This window comes from Idiomarina solivarensis, from assembly GCF_033052755.1.
In the GTDB taxonomy this organism is placed as follows: domain Bacteria; phylum Pseudomonadota; class Gammaproteobacteria; order Enterobacterales; family Alteromonadaceae; genus Idiomarina.
Genome location: NZ_JAVFHZ010000008.1, coordinates 41,794 through 58,585 on the forward strand (window position 1 = coordinate 41,794; position 16,792 = coordinate 58,585).

The window sequence follows — 16,792 nt, forward strand, 5'->3', positions numbered from 1 at the left end:
TATGTTTAAAGGTGGAATGGGTAACATGATGAAGCAGGCGCAACAAATGCAGGAGCGCATGCAGCAAGCACAGGAAGAAGTCGCGAACATGGAAGTCACTGGTGAAGCTGGTGCGGGGTTAGTGAAAATTACCATGCTCGGCAATCACAATGTTAAACGGGTCAGTATCGACCCAAGCCTGATGGAAGATGACCAGGAAATGCTGGAGGACTTAATTGCCGCAGCCACCAATGACGCTGTGCGCCGTGTTGAAGAAACCAGTAAAGAGCGTATGTCAGAAATTACCGGCGGCATGGGTTTGCCCCCGGGTTTTAAGATGCCGTTCTAAGAATTGGGATAGGTAGTAATGAGTATTAGTCCGGCAATCGATCAGCTTGTTGATAATCTAAAACGTCTACCGGGGGTTGGCCAAAAGTCAGCACAGCGTATGGCGTTTCATTTGCTTGAGCGTGATCGCGGTGGTGCCTCAAGGCTTGCTGAATCTTTGCAGTCTGCTGTTGAAAAGGTAGGACACTGCGAATGTTGCCGGACTTTAACTGAAGAACCATTGTGTCGAATTTGCAGTAACCCGATACGCCGCGAAAACGGTGTACTTTGTGTTGTTGAAACACCGGCCGATGTTCTGGCTATTGAGCAAACCTCTCAATTTCAGGGGCGTTATTTCGTACTGATGGGGCATTTGTCACCTTTGGATGGTATAGGTCCTGCGGATATCGGGCTAGATGAGCTTGAGCGACAATTGCAGAATGAACCGGTTGAAGAGATTGTACTGGCAACCAATCCGACCGTAGAAGGTGATGCTACAGCGCACTACATTGCTGACATTGCTGCCCAACAAAATATTAATACCACCCGTATAGCTCACGGGGTGCCGGTCGGCGGTGAGCTCGGTTATGTTGATCAAACCACATTAGGTCATGCCTTCAGCGGCCGAAAACAATTTTCCCGATGACTTGAAAATGTCTCCTGCGCCCCCATTGTTATTGGCATAGGTAATAACAGCAGGAGAAATATATTATGGCGGAAGCCGGTCAAATGGAAAAACATGGATTTCAGACAGAAGTAAAACAATTGCTTCACCTGATGATTCACTCTCTGTATTCCAATAAAGAAATTTTCTTACGCGAACTGGTCTCTAATGCGTCCGACGCAGCGGATAAGTTGCGTTTTAAAGCATTAAGCGACAACTCTCTGTACGGAGACGACAGTGACCTTCATGTTCGTGTCTCTGTTGATAAAGACAGCCGGACCATCACTATCAGTGACAATGGGGTTGGCATGACCCGCGACAATGTGATGAATAACCTGGGGACCATTGCCAAATCGGGTACCGCAGAGTTTTTCGGTCAGTTATCCGGTGACGAGGCAAAAGACAGCAAGTTAATCGGTCAGTTTGGTGTTGGTTTTTATTCAGCTTTTATTGTTGCCGACGAAGTCACGGTCAGAACGCGCTCTGGGCTGGAAAAAGACGCATCAGCAGTTGAGTGGCGCTCGCAAGGCGAAGGCGAATTCGAAATAGCGGATATTGAGAAAGCCCGCCGTGGAACCGACATTATTTTGCACCTGAAAGACGATGCCGATGAGTTTTTAGATGAAAATCGTTTGCGCGGCATTATTAACAAATATTCAGAACATTTGAGCATACCGGTTCAAATGTGGAAAGAACCAGTACCGGAGTCAGAGGACGACGAAGGCAATAAAGTAGAAGGTCAGCCGGGTGAATGGGAAACCGTTAACTCAGGCCAGGCACTGTGGACTCGTGAAAAGTCAGATATTACTGATGAAGAGTACAAAGAGTTCTACAAAACGGTCGCTCACGATTTTGATGAGCCTTTGCTGTGGAGCCACAATAAAGTTGAAGGCACAACCGAATACACTAACTTGCTGTACATTCCCAAACGCGCTCCGTGGGATTTATGGAACCGCGAACAACAACACGGCGTTAAGCTTTATGTGAAGCGGGTCTTCATCATGGATGACGCCGAGCAGTTAATGCCGACCTACTTACGTTTCGTGCGCGGTTTGGTGGATTCAAACGATTTGCCGTTGAACGTTTCGCGTGAAATTCTGCAGGATAATAAAATTACCCGTGCTATGCGCAACGGTAGCACCAAAAAAGTGCTGCAAATGCTGAAAAAGCTGGCAAAAGACGACAAAGAACAGTATCAACAGTTCTGGGATACCTTCGGCAACGTACTGAAAGAAGGTCCGGCAGAAGATCACACCAACCGTGAGCGCATTGCTGAGTTGCTGCGTTTTGCATCAACTCATAATGAAGGCGCGGTTCAGTCTGTGAGTCTGGATGATTACATTGAGCGCATGAAAGAAGGTCAGGATAAGATTTTCTACATTGTGGCCGACAGCTACGAAGCGGCCAGAAACAATCCTGCGTTAGAAATTTTCAATAAGAAAGGCATTGAAGTACTGCTGCTTTCTGAACGTATAGATGAGTGGTTGATGAGCCACTTAACTGAGTTTAAGGAAAAGCAACTACAGTCGGTCACCCGGGGTGATCTGGACTTGGGTGAGCTGGACGACAAAGAAGACAAAGCTGAGCAGGAAAAAGCGGAAGAAGCCTTTAAGGAAAACCTTGAGCGTTTCGAAAAGGCCCTGGGTGATAAAGTGAAGAAGGTGCGTGTCACCAATCGCTTAACTAACTCCCCAGCGTGTATCATTACCGATGATAATGATATGAGCACGCAAATGGCTAAGCTTATGGAAGCCGCCGGTCAAACGGTGCCTGAAACTAAGTATATCTTCGAAATTAACCCGGAGCATCCATTAGTTCAGCGTATGCTGACCAAAGAAGAAGATACCTTTAAAGAGTGGGCCGAAGTATTATTGGATCAGGCGACTCTGGCAGAAAGAGGTAATCTGAAAGATCCGGCTTCTTTTGTTACTCGCCTTAATAAATTAATGCTTAACGCATAACTTTAGAGCCTGCCGCTGTGGTCAATTCATTGCCTGCAGCGGCTTTCTGAGCTTGTAATAGCCTGCCTGTCAGGGTAAAGTTCGGAGCAGACTTTTGAATCATGCAAAGAGGTTTTCTATGCGCATTATTTTGTTAGGCGCCCCGGGAGCTGGAAAGGGAACTCAGGCACAGTTCCTGATGAATACTTTCGGGATCCCTCAAATTTCCACGGGTGATATGTTGCGTTCAGCAATTAAATCCGGATCGGAAATGGGAAAAAAGGCCAAGCAAGTTATGGACGCCGGACAGCTAGTGTCCGACGATATCATCATTGAACTGGTCAAAGAACGAATTGCAGAACCAGATTGTCAAAATGGTTTTTTGCTCGATGGCTTCCCAAGAACCATTCCGCAAGCGGATGCCATGCGTGATAATGGTATTGAGATTGACTATGTACTGGAATTTGATGTTCCGGATGAAATCATTGTTGATCGTATGAGCGGACGCCGTGTTCATCCGGGGTCTGGTCGTGTTTATCATATTGAGCACAACCCGCCTAAAGTGGACGGCAAAGACGACGAAACCGGGGAAGAACTGGTTATCCGTCCGGACGATCAAGAGCAAACGGTTCGCAAAAGGCTGTCGGTTTACCATGAACAGACAGAACCATTGGTGGAGTACTACCGAAAGCTGTCTGAAGAAGGTAAAACGGAGTACCATAAAATTGATGGTACACAGCCGGTTGAGAAAGTCAGTGAGCAGCTCGGCAGTTTGCTTAGAAAATAGCAGTTTTAGCAAAAGGCTCACATGGTGAGCCTTTTTTGATGAAGCCAACCTTTATAAAGCCAAAAAAACAAAGTAAAAGAGGCACCCAATGACATCTCAATTAACCATTACCGGCTTGTATGCCGGCATTTTAACGCTTATCTATCTTGCGTTAGCTGCACATATTATTCGCTTGCGCTGGAAGCACAGAGTGGGCCTCGGTACTGGCGAAGCAGAAGAATTGAAAATCGCCGTACGCATCCACGGTAATTTTATTGAGTATGTGCCATTAGCACTGATTCTTTTTGCTATGATGGAAATGCAAAACGCCTCCGCAGGTTTACTTCATGGTTTGGGTATTGCTTTAATCATTGCTCGTTTATGCCATGCGGCAGGGTTAACCCGTAGTGCGGGAGTGAGTCTACCGAGAACTATTGGGGTATTAACGACGTTTGCCGTTCTATTATTAGCTGCTGGCTACGGTATTGGCCAGTTTGTTGGTGTCAGTTTATCTTAAAGTGAAGCTATGTCTGAATTAGAGTCAGGAATCCATTTGTACGGAGAGCAACAAAATACTCCGGTGATTTTGTTGCACAGCTCACAAAGCGCGAGTACGCAATGGCGTGCATTAATCAGAGAGTTGGCCGGTAGCCATTTTGTTATCGCGGTTGATTTACTCGGTTACGGTCAGGCGCCTAAAGTTGAACATACGGCTAACTTTCGTCTGGAGCAGGAGTTACCGCGTATCATTTCTGCGGTTGAACAGTTGCAGTTATCGCAGCCTGTTCAATTGGTCGGTCACTCCTATGGCGGTGCCGTTGCGCTAAAGCTTGCCTTAGAAAAACCGTTTAAAGTCGCGGATGTTGTGGTGTATGAGCCGGTTGCGTTCCACGTGTTGCCGGATGACTCTCCGGGAATGCTGGAAATTCAGGAAATTAGTCAGGCTATGCACGGAAAAGACGCGATTGAATGCACACGGACCTTCGTCGACTACTGGAACGATGCCGGTTACTTCGACGCGTTGCCAGAACGCATTCAACAGCTAATGACTGGCCAGGCGGATAAAGTGGCTCTGGACTTTGACGCGCTGCTGAATGAGCCGCGGCGTCTGGAAGACTACCGTGGCATTGAACAACCGGTTCTGTTACTTCAGGGCGAATATACTCGCCGCAGTGCAAAAGCGGTAGCTGAAGCATTGTCGACCGTACTTCCACATCTCCAAAGAAGCGCAGTGGGTGCAGGCCATATGGGGCCCTTAACTCATCCGGCTGAAGTGAATCAGCGCATTATGCAATTTTTGCGTAACTCACGCTAACCAACCCTAACCCAGAGAATGACAGCGCGTGAATTGGTGGACTAATAATAAAGACGAATGTCGCAAACTGGCCAAACTGACCGGTCCTATTCTGGTGGCTCAACTCACTCAAATGTTAATGAGTGTGGTTGACACTGTTATGGCCGGGCGCAAAGGAGCGCTCGATCTGGCCGCCGTATCGGTGGGGGGCAGCATCTTCGTACCGGCAACGCTGTTGGTCTTCGGACTGGCTCTGGCACTCGCTCCGGTCATTTCTCATCTCGATGGCTCAGGATCGCATCGGCGTGTAGCCAACATATTACAACAGGGCTTTTACGCCTGCGCCATTGTGGGGGTTATTACCTTAATTGGCATGTCATCGGCCCCCTGGCTACTTGATATTATGGCGGTCGAAGATGACTTTCGGGCCATCACTCTGGACTACTTATTCTACATTGCCTGGGGAATACCCGGCTTTGTTATTTACGCTGTACTGAGAAATTTCTGCGAAGGTATGTCCAATACCATGCCGTCGCTCATCATTGGCTTTATTGGGCTGCTCATTAACATACCGGCAAACTACATCTTTGTTTATGGTGAGTTTGGTATGCCGGAGCTCGGCGGGGCCGGCTGCGGACTGGCGACCGCCATGGTACTTTGGGGTATGGCTATTTCTATGGCTATTTATACCTTTACAGCTAAGCGTTATAAACGATTAAGGTTGCTGCGCCGTTGGTATCGTCCAAACTGGGATGACGTGACGTATGTCATTCGTATTGGCTTTCCTATTTCCATGTCGTTGTTTTTCGAGGTGAGCTTGTTTGCGGCGGTAGCCTTACTGATTGCGCCCTTGGGTCCGACTGTGGTTTCCGCGCATCAAATTGCACTGAACATTAGCTCCTTGGTGTATATGGTGCCGCTGAGTATTTCTATGGCAGTGACCTTACGAGTTGGCTTTGCTTTAGGGGCGGGCAACCCGAAAAACGCTATGCTAAGTTTTAAAATAGCGATGTTATTTGGCGGTGTATTTGCAGCGGTTAACGGGTTAATTATGTATCTGGGCGGCAGTTGGTTAGCCAGTCTTTATACGCCGGACACGGCCATTATCAACTTGGCTGCGACGCTCATGGGGTTGGCGGCTATTTTCACCATCTCAGACACATTCCAGGCAATCTCAATTGGCACCCTGCGTGGCTACAAAGACACCAAGTACCCCATGATACTTGCCTTTATTTCCTACTGGCCATTTGGCTTGACCGTTGGATTTATTCTGGGTCGAACCGACTGGTTGGTGCCTGCAATGGGTGCGGCCGGATTCTGGATTGGCTTTATCAGCGGCTTAAGTGTTGCGGCGGTACTGTTATCATTGCGCTTACGCCGCGTATCCCGAAAATACGAGCGTAAGCACTTTCGTGAACAGCTCAATAGTGCCGCTTAACTGCGGCGCTTAGCTAGTACCTCTAATACATCTTCCAGGCTGAGCTCGCTAGCCTGAAGCACAACTAACAAGTGATAAAGCAAATCGGCGCTTTCATTCACTAATTCATTTTTGTCTTCGGTGGCGGCAGCCAGCGCCACTTCAACACCCTCTTCACCGACCTTCTGAGCTGCGCGTTTTACCCCTTCGGCAAAGAGGCTGGCGGTATAGCTTTCGCTGGCTTCAGCGCCTTTACGGCTGGCAATTAAGGCATCCAGTTCATGCAGTAACGGTTTAGGGGCGTCAGTAAAGCAGCTGCGGTTACCTAAGTGACAGGTGGGCCCGTCGGGTAACGCCTGAACCAGCAGGGCATCGTTATCACAATCTGAGTAAATACCTTCCAGATGCAGATAATTTTTTGAGCTTTCACCTTTGGTCCATAAACGCGTTTTGCTGCGGCTGTAAAAGGTGGTTTTGCCGGTCGACAGGCTTTCTTTAATGGCGTCTTTGTTCATATACGCCTGCATCAGAACTTCGCCAGTGAACGCGTGTTGAACGGTACAGGGCAGTAGTCCCGACATTTTATCCCAGGCCAGCTGGTCGATAGTTTCTAATTCGATTTTCATCGTGTCTCCTGAAGCGCTTCGATGGGACGAACGGCAACGCCATTAGCCGCCATAGCCGCTTTGACGTCGGCAATACTGAATAGGTTTTTGTGGAAAACGGACGCTGCCAGCGCCCCATCCACCTGCGCCATTTGGAACGCATCAACAAAATGCTGAATGTCACCGGCACCACCGGACGCTATCAGGGGGACCGAGCAGTAGTCGCGTAAAGCAGACAGCTGCGCGATATCATAGCCATTGCGAACACCGTCTTGATTCATGCAGTTGAGTACAATTTCACCCGCACCTCGTGAAATCACTTCCTGCAGCCAGTCTTTTGTCTGCCAGGCTGATTTATGCGATTTACTCTCGTCACCGGTAAACTGGTGCACTTCGTATTGATCCGACTGTTCATTATAAAAACTGTCGATACCAATAACGATACACTGCTGGCCGAACTCCTCAACCAGAGTATTTATTAAATTAGGGTTAAGCAGGGCAGGCGAATTAATCGAAATTTTATCCGCGCCCATGGAAAGCATGGTCTGTGCCTGCTCAATTGAGCGAATACCACCTGCCACAGTAAACGGAATATTGATTTCACGCGCAACACGCTCAACCCAGGATTTATCTACCGTACGACCATCGGCTGAAGCGGTAATATCATAAAATACCAGCTCGTCGGCACCGCTTTCTGCGTAGCGTTTTGCTAGTGGCAGAATGTCACCAATAATTTCGTGGTTACGAAACTTTACGCCTTTTACGACTTGTCCGTCACGAACATCCAGGCAGGGAATTACGCGTTTTGCCAGCATGCTAATGCCTCCTGCATAGTGAAAGCTCCGGTAAGTAAGGACTTACCCAAAATAACGGAATCGCAGTTAACGGCTTTTAAATCTGTCAGGTCGTCTAAGCAGCTGACCCCACCGGATGCCTGCCAGACCACCTCTGGGTAAAGCTGCTTGTAGCGTTTATAAAGCTCAACATTGGTTCCTGTCATTGTGCCATCCTTGCTAATATCCGTGCACAATACATGACGACAACCCAAATCCAGATAGCGATTCAGAATGTCCTCCAGTGTGTGAGTGCTGGCCTGCTGCCATCCGTGAGTTGCCACCATGGCGTTGCCGTCTTGGTTAATATTCACGTCCAGCGCCAGGACAATTTTTTCGTGACCGTACATTTCGAACCACCGTGCTACTTTTTCGGGCTGGCTAACGGCGGTTGATCCAATAACAGCACGTTCAATACCGGCTTCAAACAATGTTTCTATATCGGCTGTTGTGCGAATACCGCCACCGGCCTGGCATTTCATACCTGAGGCAGCTGCCAGCTTTGCAAGCAGCTGCTGTTGACGCCGTTCAGGGTCTTTAGCACCGTCTAAATCAACCAAGTGTAACCACTCCGCTCCGGCTTCCGCATAAAGCTGAGCCTGCCCCAGTGGGGTTAAGTTGAACTCGGTTTTTTGAGCAAAATCCCCCTGATAAAGGCGTACAACTTTGCCGTCGATTAAATCCAGCGCAGGGATCAACATAACTCTAACTCCAGAAAACGTTTTAACAGGGCTTCGCCGGTTTTACCTGAGCGTTCGGGGTGAAACTGAGCACCAAAATAGTTGTTGTGGCGTATCATTGAGGCAAATTTCTCACCATATTCGCTGCTGGCAATTGTGTACTCGTCCACCGCAACGGCAAAGCTGTGGACGAAATAGCAGTAGTTATTGTCTTCGTCAACCAATGGGTTGTCGGGCGTCGGCTGCAGCGTATTCCAACCCATATGGGGCAAAGGCAGACCACAGTCGCGTAGGCGCTGGGTTTTTGTCGGAATCAAATTAAGGCAGTTAACGTTGCCTTCTTCTGAATGAGACGTCAGCAACTGCATACCCAGACAAATCCCCAATACCGGCTGCTTTAATTCGCGCAGGGGCTGAACCAGTTGCTTACGCTGCAAATTACGCATCGCCGCTGCTGCGGTTCCCACTCCCGGTAAAATGACCCGGTCAGCTGTCCGTATCTGCTCTGCATCATCGGTAATAAGCACTGAGTAGCCCAGGCGCTCCACTGCAAAGCGTACCGAAGTGAGGTTGGCACACTCAGTATCTACAATGACCACCTTCATGCCAGCATCCCTTTACTTGAAGGAAGTTGATGATCGCCTGTTTTGGTAATAGCCTGTCGCAATGCACGGCCAAACACTTTAAATAGGCTTTCTACCTGGTGGTGCGTATTGCCTTCCGTTGTTGACAAGTGCAGGCTCATTGCCATCGCATCGGTTAACGACCGGAAGAAGTGCTCGACCATTTCAGTTGATAGCTCTCCCACTTTATCGCGGGTGAAATCTGCTTCCCATTTCAAATAAGGACGGCCAGACAAATCAATCAGGCATTCCGCACGGCATTCGTCCATAGGTAGCGCAAAACCGAAACGGCCAATACCGCGTTTGTCACCCAACGCAGTGCGCAGAGCCTGACCTAACGCCAGAGCAGTGTCTTCAATGGTGTGGTGGTCGTCAATGTGCAAGTCACCCTGTACTTTCACCGATAACGAAAAGCCTGCATGAGTCGCTATTTGCTCCAGCATGTGGTCGAAGAAGCCAATACCAGTATCAAATTCACGTGGTGACTGGCTGTCTAAATCGACCTTAATGTTAATGTCCGTTTCGCGTGTGGTGCGAGTCACTGCCGCAGTACGAGGGTTATCCAGTAGTTGGTGAACAATCGCATCCCAGTTAAACTCGTTACGGCTGTAACGAAGGCCTTCAATGCCCATATTTTCCGCCAGTTGCAGATCGGTCTCGCGATCGCCAATGACGTACGAGTTGGTAAAATCAACGCGACCTTCTTTCAGATAAGAACGGACCAACCCAAGGGCCGGTTTTCTACAACTGCAGTTATCACTGTCGAAGTGAGGGCAAATTAACACGTCGTCAAAACGGATGCCTTGTGATTCAAATACCGCCATCATCAAATTATGGGGTGCATCAAAATCTGCCTGTGGGAAGCTGTCGGTTCCCAGACCATCCTGATTGGATACCATAACCAGTTGATAGCCTGCCTGTTGGAGCTGTAACAAGGCAGGTACCACGTTAGGCTCAAACACTAACTTATCAATGCTATCCAGCTGCTTATCACTAACGGGCTCTTCGACCAGAGTCCCGTCACGGTCAATAAATAAAATAGCTTGTGGGTTCTTAACTACGCGTTGGTTCATAAAAAGTAATCCCGTAACTGTTGGATCAGTTCATCATTTTCTGTCGCGCTACCGATGGTAATGCGAACTACATTGTACAGGCCTCGTTGCGCTGACTGGTTGCGTATTAGCAGGCCGTTGCCTGCAAGCGCAGCGACTAAAGCAGCAGCGTCCTCACACTGGTACAACAGAAAGTTAGTCTCACTTTCGGACACAAGCTTAAGCGGTGTTTGCTGCAAGGCGCTCTGCAGCCGCTCACGCTCTGTCAGCAGAGTAGTGACTTGCTGCTGAAGCCGCTTGAGTGAGCTCGGCTGCAATGCCTGAATGGCAATTTGCACTGTTGGATCCGGTAAAGGGTAAGGTGCAAGAACTTTCTGCAGCAGTTCGATAATGTCGTCGTTAGCTAATAAAAAGCCACAGCGAATGCCGGCCAGAGCAAAGGCTTTTGACAGGGTGCGCAAGACCACCAAGTTGGGGTAGCGCTCTAACCAGTTGGCTACGCTGTTGCCTGAGCTGAACTCAATATAGGCTTCATCAACCACCACAATAGAGCGTGGAGAGTGCTGCAGAACCTGCTCAATATCATCGGTGTTCAGCGCATTTCCCAGCGGGTTTGACGGTGAGCACAGGAAAATGACTTTGCATTCCGCCGAGGCTTCTATCACTGACTCAGTGTCTAGTTGCCCGTTATTCACCAAGGGCACCTCGGTAACACCCACCGCAAAAGTTTTAGCTGAAATGGCGTACATACCGTAAGTGGGTGGACAAATCAGTACCTTATCCGCAGCAGGTTCGCAAAAGGCTCTTATCAGCAGTTCGATGCCTTCATCTGATCCACGGCTGCTTAATACCTGCGACGCTTTAACACCCGCGTAATCAGCGTATGCCTGGTTCAGTGGTTGAGACTGAAACTCCGGATAACGATTAAGTTTGCCGTCATCAACAGAATACGAATTACAGTACGGCGACTCATTAGCGTTCAGCCAGATGTTACCGCCACTCATACTACGTCGTGCCGATGCGTAGGGTGTTAATTGCTTTAAGTGCTGGCGCTGTAATTGATCAACAATACTCATAGTTGACTCTCTGTACGAATAGTAACGGCACGTTTGTGCGCATCTAAGCCTTCGACGTCGGCCAGGGTGGTAATGGCGTCTGCTAGCTGACGCAACCCGTCCTGACTGGCCTCTTGTACCGTATACCGACGATAAAAATCGACCAGCCCCAGGCTGCTGTAATTACGCGCATAACCGTAGGTCGGCAGCACGTGATTGGTGCCGGTGGCATAGTCGCCACCGGACTCCGGAGTGTAGTGCCCCACAAAGATTGAACCTGCCTGGGTTAACCGGGGTAAGAGTTCTCGTGCGTTGTCGGTTTGAATAGAGAGGTGTTCAGGGGCATAGGTTTCGCTAATGGCTATAGCTTCATTCATGTCAGCCACCACCAGCAAGCGGCTTGCCTGCAATGCCTGCTCAGCGATATTCGCACGGCTTAACTGTGCACATTGCTCAATGAGCGCTTCCCGTACGTTTTCGGCAACCGTCATCGACGGTGTCAGCAAAATGACCTGAGAGTCTGGGCCATGTTCAGCCTGCGACAGTAAATCAGCGGCTACATAAGCTGGGTTGGCGCTATCATCAGCAATAACCAAAAGTTCTGAGGGGCCTGCCGGTAAATCCATGGCACAGCCGCTGTCATTTTGGCTGACTTGCTGCTTGGCTTCGGTTACAAAGCTGTTGCCCGGGCCAAATACTTTACCCACCGCTGGAGACGATTCTATACCATAGGCAAAGGCACCTATGGCCTGGGCTCCGCCGCATAAAAGAATGTCAGACACGCCGCAGCGCCGTGCCGCGTAGAGCAGAGCCGCCGGTAATTGACCTTGCTTATTGGGTGGGCTGGCCATAACCACACGCGAACACCCTGCAATTTGTGCCGGCACGCCCAACATTAAGGCAGTGGAGGGCAGCGTCGCACTGCCGCCCGGGATGTATAAGCCCACTGCATCTAACGATGCATAGCGTAGTTCACATTGCACGCCTGGTGCCGTTTCAATACTTAAGTTTTGAGGACGTTGCGCCTCGTGGAAACGGTAAATAGTCTGATACGCAGTATCTATGGCCCGCTTAACTTTATCGTCTAAACCCGCAATAGCTGCCTCTATTTGCGCGTCGTCTAACCGCAGTGCTGTTGCATCCGGGTTATCGAACTGGCGGGTATAATTAAGCACTGCGCGTTCACCGTTATCACGCACATCGCTGAGAATAACCGCAACCTTTTCGCGCAGTGACTCAGCCTGCGACCGGCCGGGGCGGGCTAAACGTTTAGCCTGCTCTGTCGTAGTCAGGTTTTGCCATTGCTCAATGGGTATCTGCAATTCGCTCATGATCACCCCATCATTTTTTCAATAGGGAGTACAAGTATGGAGCTACAGCCCATGGATTTTAGATCTTCCATGGTTTCCCAAAACAGCTTTTCGGTACTGACCATGTGCACGGCAACTTGTTCATCGGTGTGGCTTAGCGGCAGAATGGTCGGCGTTTCTGCACCGGGCAATAATTCGACCACTTGCTCTAGTTTGTCTTTCGGCGCATGCAGCATAATGTATTTGCTTTCTCTGGCCATTTGAACGCCATCGATGCGCGGTAGCAATTGGTCAATCATGGCCTGCTTTTCTGCCGACAGGCTGTCAGCGCGTTGAATTAATTGGGCTTGTGAACGGAATATCACGTCTTTTTCGACTAAACCGTTAGCTTCTAGTGTAGCCCCGGTAGATACCAGGTCACAAATGGCTTCAGCCAGGCCGGCGCGAGGTGCTACTTCAACCGAGCCGGTCAGCATCACGGTACGGGCATTAACGTTGTTGTCTTTAAGATAGCGCTTCAATAGCTGCGGGTAGGTAGTGGCAACCCTTAATCCGTTTAAATCTTTCAGCGACTGATACTGGCTTTCTCTCGGAACCGCCAGTGATAATCGACACTGACCAAACTCTAACCCACGCAAAGGTTGGTAAGCGGCAACGGAGTCTGTGGCAATACGCTCTAAACGTGCTTCTTCCAGCACATTTTCGCCAACCAGACCTAAATCAACCACGCCGTCCATGACCAGACCTGGAATATCGTCATCACGAACGCGCAGTAAATCGATAGGGTGACTGGTACTGTGCGCAATTAAACGGGCTTCGTTAACGCTAAATTTCACACCGCAAGCATTCAGCAATGCCATTGATTCTTTACTCAGTCGTCCTGATTTCTGTATCGCAATGGTTAAACGGTCAGTCATAACAGCTCCTAAAATGAAAAACCCCCGAAAGTTAATGCCTTTCGGGGGTTGTATAGTCAATCGAAAGGCTAGCGTTTATACGGCTAGCCAAAACATTCAGTTCACGGCTAGACCATATAATTCAAATGATGGTGGTGATGGCTGTGAACAAAATGCATAATAAACACTCCAAAAAATACGTTTTCTTCGTAAAGTTGTATAGCACTATACCATCTGAAAAATGTAATGCAAGAGTAAACTTATTGGTTATCCAGTCGATATCAGGTTATTATTTAACCAACGGTTGTATAGTCAAATAACAACACCCTTTTGAAAGGCAAAGGACAAAGCGATGGCTAACTTTGATGCAATGGTTCCGCTGATCCCAAAAGACACCCGAGTGCCGGTGGATCACGCCCGTGAGCAAATGAAAGTAAACCAGGTAGAAAAAATACAAGAACTGCGCGCTGTCGACGAAGAAGAAAGCGGGAAAATCGACAATAATGAAAAAAGAGAAAACAGCCAACAGCACCAGCAGCAACAGCAACAATCAACTGCGCCGGCCGAGGCTGGAGAAGCCAGCGACGACGACGGCACCACTCCCACTGGGCATATCGATACCTACGCCTGAGCAAACATCTATGTCATAATGTGCGTCTATTTTTTTGGCGGTAAAGGTTATGGCAACGGTTTTATCAGTATTTAAGCCAACAGGCGAACTGGCGCAGGCAATTACGAACTTCCAGCCACGTGCCGCTCAGCAACAAATGGCAGAGGCCATTGCCGCTACCGTAAAAAAGAAAGGGCAACTGGTGGTTGAGGCTGAAACCGGCACCGGAAAAACCTTCGCCTATCTTGCACCTGTATTGCTGGGAAAAGGCAAAGCCATTATTTCTACCGGTACTAAAAACCTCCAGGAACAGCTTTTTCATCGCGATCTACCCACCTTAAGAAAAGTGTTGGCGCCTGAAAAAGTGGTTGCCCTGCTAAAAGGCCGTTCCAATTATTTGTGCCTGCATCGCATGGAGCAAGCCACTCAGCAAGCCGGCCAATTCAGTAAAGACATTCAAAACCAGCTTATTACGGTAAAGCGTTGGTCTACAACGACCCGTAGTGGTGATATGGGTGAACTCAATGCTTTACCGGAAGACGCGGCTGTACGCCCTCAGGTGACCAGTACGCAGGACAACTGTCTGGGGCGCGACTGTCCGGTTTATGAAGACTGTCACCTGGTGAAAGCCCGTAAAGAAGCCATGGAAGCCGACATTGTGGTGGTCAACCACCATCTGTTCTTTGCCGATATGGCCTTAAAAGATACGGGTTTTGGCGAGCTTATTCCTAGTGTAGATACCGTGGTTTTCGATGAAGCCCACCAAATCCCCGATATTGCCAGCCAGTATTTTGGTGAAACCGTTTCCAGCCGGCAATTAACGGAGCTGTGCGAAGAATTGCAGCGTTTGTGTATGACCGAGCTGAAAGACTTGTCTCAGGCCAGCGCTATGGCGCGTACGCTATTGCAGACTTTAAAAGACTGGCGCCTGTTATTTCCGCGTGACCCCATGCGCGGTAATTGGCGTGACTGGCGTCGAAAGCCCGAGGTTGCTGAAGTGGCCGAGCGTGTGCAGGAACGTCTGACGTTGTTAACGGAAGTAATGAAAACGGCCATTGGTCGTAATAAAGACTTTGATAATTTACATGAACGCGCGGAACAACACCTCTATATATGGCGTCAGCTTATGGATGTTGAGCGCACGGGTTACAGCTTTTGGTTTGAAACCACTCCGCGGCATGTGAGCTTGCATCAAACACCGCTAAGCGTGGCGAAAACCTTTGGCGGTTACATAAAGCGAAACAAAATGAGTTGGGTGTTCACCTCGGCGACGTTGGCGGTCAATGGTCAGTTTGATTATTTTACTAAGCGTCTGGGGATAGAAGACGCCGATACACTTTTGCTGGAAAGTCCGTTCGACTTTGCCAGGCAGGCAAAGCTCTGTTTGCCGCGTTATTTGCCGGAAGCAAATGATCCAAACAGGCATCAAATGTTAACCGAAATTGCTGAGCAGTGCGTTAAAGTAAACCGTGGCGGCACTTTTCTGTTGTTTACCAGTCACCGAATGTTGCAGCAAATGGCGAGTATTTTGCGCGAACGTCTGGATCGGGACATTCTGGTGCAAGGCGAGCTGGGTAAAACCGAACTACTGGAAACCTTTACCAAACAAGGCAATGCCGTGTTATTAGGCACTTCGTCATTTTGGGAAGGGGTGGACGTGCGCGGCGATGCTTTAAAGTGCGTCATTATCGATAAACTGCCATTTGCCTCGCCGGATGATCCCTTACTGAATGCCCGTGTCGAGGACGCTCGTCTGCGTGGCGTTGATGCCTTCAGCACGATACAATTACCGCAAGCAATTATAGCGTTGAAGCAGGGGGCGGGGCGGCTCATTCGGGATAAAGACGATTCAGGTGTTTTAATTGTATGCGACAGTCGCTTAGTAACGCGCCAATACGGAAAGCAATTCCTGTCGAGCTTGCCGGCTATGTCACGAACCCGCAATTTAAATGAGGCGCTGAGTTTTTTAGCGCAGGTTGTAGAGAAAGATGAAACCAATGATGACGAACTTATTAGCAGTTGATACGTCGACCGAGAATTGCTCCGTTGCCCTGCAGTGGCAGGGGACCTTTTTCAGCGAAGCAATAGAAAGCCCGCGGGAGCACTCGCAACGACTGTTGCCTTTTGTTGAGGGGGTATTACAGCAAGGGAATGTGGCGCTGAATCAGTTGGACGGATTAGTGGTGGGCGTAGGCCCCGGCAGTTTTACCGGTGTCCGTATTGGTGTTTCAATGGCGCAGGGTCTGGCGTTTAGCTCTGAATTACCGGTGTTTCCGGTCAGTAGTTTGCAAGCGCTGGCGCAACAAACCATCCGTAAGCATAAGGCTGAAGCGGTAGTGGCCTGTATAGATGCCAGAATGGGCGAAATCTACTACGCCTTATACCGGAGCAGTAATGGTATTGCAGAGCCACTTACTGACCCGGCAGTTGCGCAGCCATCAGTTAAGTTATTTTCAAGGCATAACCTTGAAGGGTTTCATACCGCAGGTACTGGCTGGGACAATTACTCTAACGTTCTGGATCCGGAAAATAAGCTGAAACAGAATGCAGATTGTCGCTTGCCTTTGGCCGAAGATATGCTGACAATAGCGGCTCATGGGGATATTTCTGCTGTGGATGCAGAAAGCCTAGAGCCTCTGTATGTGCGCAACGAAGTCACCTGGAAAAAACTTCCGGGAAGGTAACTTGCCGAATAATACTGAACTCGCCATAATAAAATTAGTCTTACTAACAGATGAGCA

General features: G+C 49.1%; 18 protein-coding genes. 10 read left to right on the forward strand and 8 right to left on the reverse strand.

The genetic code is table 11. The features are described from left to right. Window position 1: 1 nt before the first annotated feature. The 7 genes from RBK99_RS12295 to RBK99_RS12325 all read left to right on the forward strand — a co-directional run bounded on the left by RBK99_RS12295 (window position 2) and on the right by RBK99_RS12325 (window position 6,408). Entirely contained in the window at window positions 2–328 is a 327-nt protein-coding gene (locus tag RBK99_RS12295) for a YbaB/EbfC family nucleoid-associated protein (protein WP_011235080.1), read from the forward strand. Between the two features lie 18 nt (window positions 329–346). After that, window positions 347–952 (forward strand): recombination mediator RecR, encoded by a 606-nt coding sequence (recR, locus tag RBK99_RS12300; RefSeq protein ID WP_317504895.1) that lies wholly within the window; start codon window positions 347–349, stop codon window positions 950–952. Between the two features lie 65 nt (window positions 953–1,017). Then, window positions 1,018–2,931 (forward strand): molecular chaperone HtpG, encoded by a 1,914-nt coding sequence (gene htpG / locus RBK99_RS12305; RefSeq protein WP_317504896.1) that lies wholly within the window; start codon window positions 1,018–1,020, stop codon window positions 2,929–2,931. A 118-nt stretch (window positions 2,932–3,049) separates the two neighbouring features. Then, the gene (adk, locus tag RBK99_RS12310) at window positions 3,050–3,697 is read left to right on the forward strand and encodes an adenylate kinase (RefSeq protein ID WP_317504897.1); all 648 of its coding nucleotides are present in this window, start codon (window positions 3,050–3,052) and stop codon (window positions 3,695–3,697) included. 88 nt (window positions 3,698–3,785) lie between these two features. After that, window positions 3,786–4,193 (forward strand): MAPEG family protein, encoded by a 408-nt coding sequence (locus RBK99_RS12315; protein WP_317504898.1) that lies wholly within the window; start codon window positions 3,786–3,788, stop codon window positions 4,191–4,193. A 9-nt stretch (window positions 4,194–4,202) separates the two neighbouring features. Further along, window positions 4,203–4,991, forward strand: a complete 789-nt coding sequence (locus tag RBK99_RS12320) for an alpha/beta fold hydrolase (protein WP_317504899.1) — start codon at window positions 4,203–4,205, stop codon at window positions 4,989–4,991. A gap of 28 nt (window positions 4,992–5,019) precedes the next feature. Further along, complete coding sequence (locus RBK99_RS12325; protein ID WP_317504900.1) at window positions 5,020–6,408, forward strand: MATE family efflux transporter; 1,389 nt, start codon at window positions 5,020–5,022, stop codon at window positions 6,406–6,408. Here RBK99_RS12325 and hisIE read toward each other — a convergent pair. The 8 genes from hisIE to hisG are packed head-to-tail and all read right to left on the reverse strand — an operon-like array spanning window position 6,405 to window position 13,462. Beyond that, window positions 6,405–7,013 (reverse strand): bifunctional phosphoribosyl-AMP cyclohydrolase/phosphoribosyl-ATP diphosphatase HisIE, encoded by a 609-nt coding sequence (gene hisIE / locus RBK99_RS12330; protein ID WP_317504901.1) that lies wholly within the window; start codon window positions 7,011–7,013, stop codon window positions 6,405–6,407. The genes RBK99_RS12325 and hisIE overlap by 4 nt on opposite strands. Continuing rightward, on the reverse strand, window positions 7,010–7,807 hold the full coding sequence (gene hisF, locus RBK99_RS12335) for an imidazole glycerol phosphate synthase subunit HisF (RefSeq protein ID WP_317504902.1): 798 nt from the start codon (window positions 7,805–7,807) through the stop codon (window positions 7,010–7,012). The genes hisIE and hisF overlap by 4 nt, the downstream gene beginning before the upstream one ends. Beyond that, window positions 7,789–8,526 (reverse strand): 1-(5-phosphoribosyl)-5-[(5-phosphoribosylamino)methylideneamino]imidazole-4-carboxamide isomerase, encoded by a 738-nt coding sequence (hisA, locus tag RBK99_RS12340; protein WP_317504903.1) that lies wholly within the window; start codon window positions 8,524–8,526, stop codon window positions 7,789–7,791. The genes hisF and hisA overlap by 19 nt, the downstream gene beginning before the upstream one ends. Beyond that, window positions 8,520–9,110: an imidazole glycerol phosphate synthase subunit HisH gene (gene hisH, locus RBK99_RS12345; RefSeq protein ID WP_317504904.1), complete on the reverse strand. Its 591-nt coding sequence runs from the start codon at window positions 9,108–9,110 to the stop codon at window positions 8,520–8,522. Before hisH ends, hisA begins: the two co-directional genes overlap by 7 nt. After that, window positions 9,107–10,201, reverse strand: coding sequence for a bifunctional histidinol-phosphatase/imidazoleglycerol-phosphate dehydratase HisB (gene hisB / locus RBK99_RS12350; protein WP_317504905.1), 1,095 nt, complete (start codon window positions 10,199–10,201; stop codon window positions 9,107–9,109). Before hisB ends, hisH begins: the two co-directional genes overlap by 4 nt. Then, the gene (gene hisC / locus RBK99_RS12355) at window positions 10,198–11,256 is read right to left on the reverse strand and encodes a histidinol-phosphate transaminase (RefSeq protein ID WP_317504906.1); all 1,059 of its coding nucleotides are present in this window, start codon (window positions 11,254–11,256) and stop codon (window positions 10,198–10,200) included. The genes hisB and hisC overlap by 4 nt, the downstream gene beginning before the upstream one ends. Next, window positions 11,253–12,566 carry a histidinol dehydrogenase gene (hisD, locus tag RBK99_RS12360; protein ID WP_317504907.1) on the reverse strand — a complete coding sequence of 438 codons (1,314 nt, stop codon included), beginning with the start codon at window positions 12,564–12,566 and terminating at the stop codon, window positions 11,253–11,255. Before hisD ends, hisC begins: the two co-directional genes overlap by 4 nt. A 2-nt stretch (window positions 12,567–12,568) precedes the next feature. Then, window positions 12,569–13,462, reverse strand: coding sequence for an ATP phosphoribosyltransferase (gene hisG, locus RBK99_RS12365; protein WP_317504908.1), 894 nt, complete (start codon window positions 13,460–13,462; stop codon window positions 12,569–12,571). A 331-nt stretch (window positions 13,463–13,793) separates the two neighbouring features. On the opposite strand from hisG, the gene RBK99_RS12370 reads away from it, so the two are divergent. The 3 genes from RBK99_RS12370 to tsaB are packed head-to-tail and all read left to right on the forward strand — an operon-like array spanning window position 13,794 to window position 16,735. Continuing rightward, on the forward strand, window positions 13,794–14,072 hold the full coding sequence (locus RBK99_RS12370; RefSeq protein ID WP_317504909.1) for a hypothetical protein: 279 nt from the start codon (window positions 13,794–13,796) through the stop codon (window positions 14,070–14,072). Between the two features lie 49 nt (window positions 14,073–14,121). Then, a complete protein-coding gene (gene yoaA / locus RBK99_RS12375) occupies window positions 14,122–16,074 on the forward strand; it encodes a DNA repair helicase YoaA (RefSeq protein ID WP_317504910.1) in 1,953 nt (650 codons plus the stop codon). Continuing rightward, window positions 16,049–16,735, forward strand: a complete 687-nt coding sequence (tsaB, locus tag RBK99_RS12380; protein WP_317504911.1) for a tRNA (adenosine(37)-N6)-threonylcarbamoyltransferase complex dimerization subunit type 1 TsaB — start codon at window positions 16,049–16,051, stop codon at window positions 16,733–16,735. The genes yoaA and tsaB overlap by 26 nt, the downstream gene beginning before the upstream one ends. Window positions 16,736–16,792 lie beyond the last annotated feature (57 nt).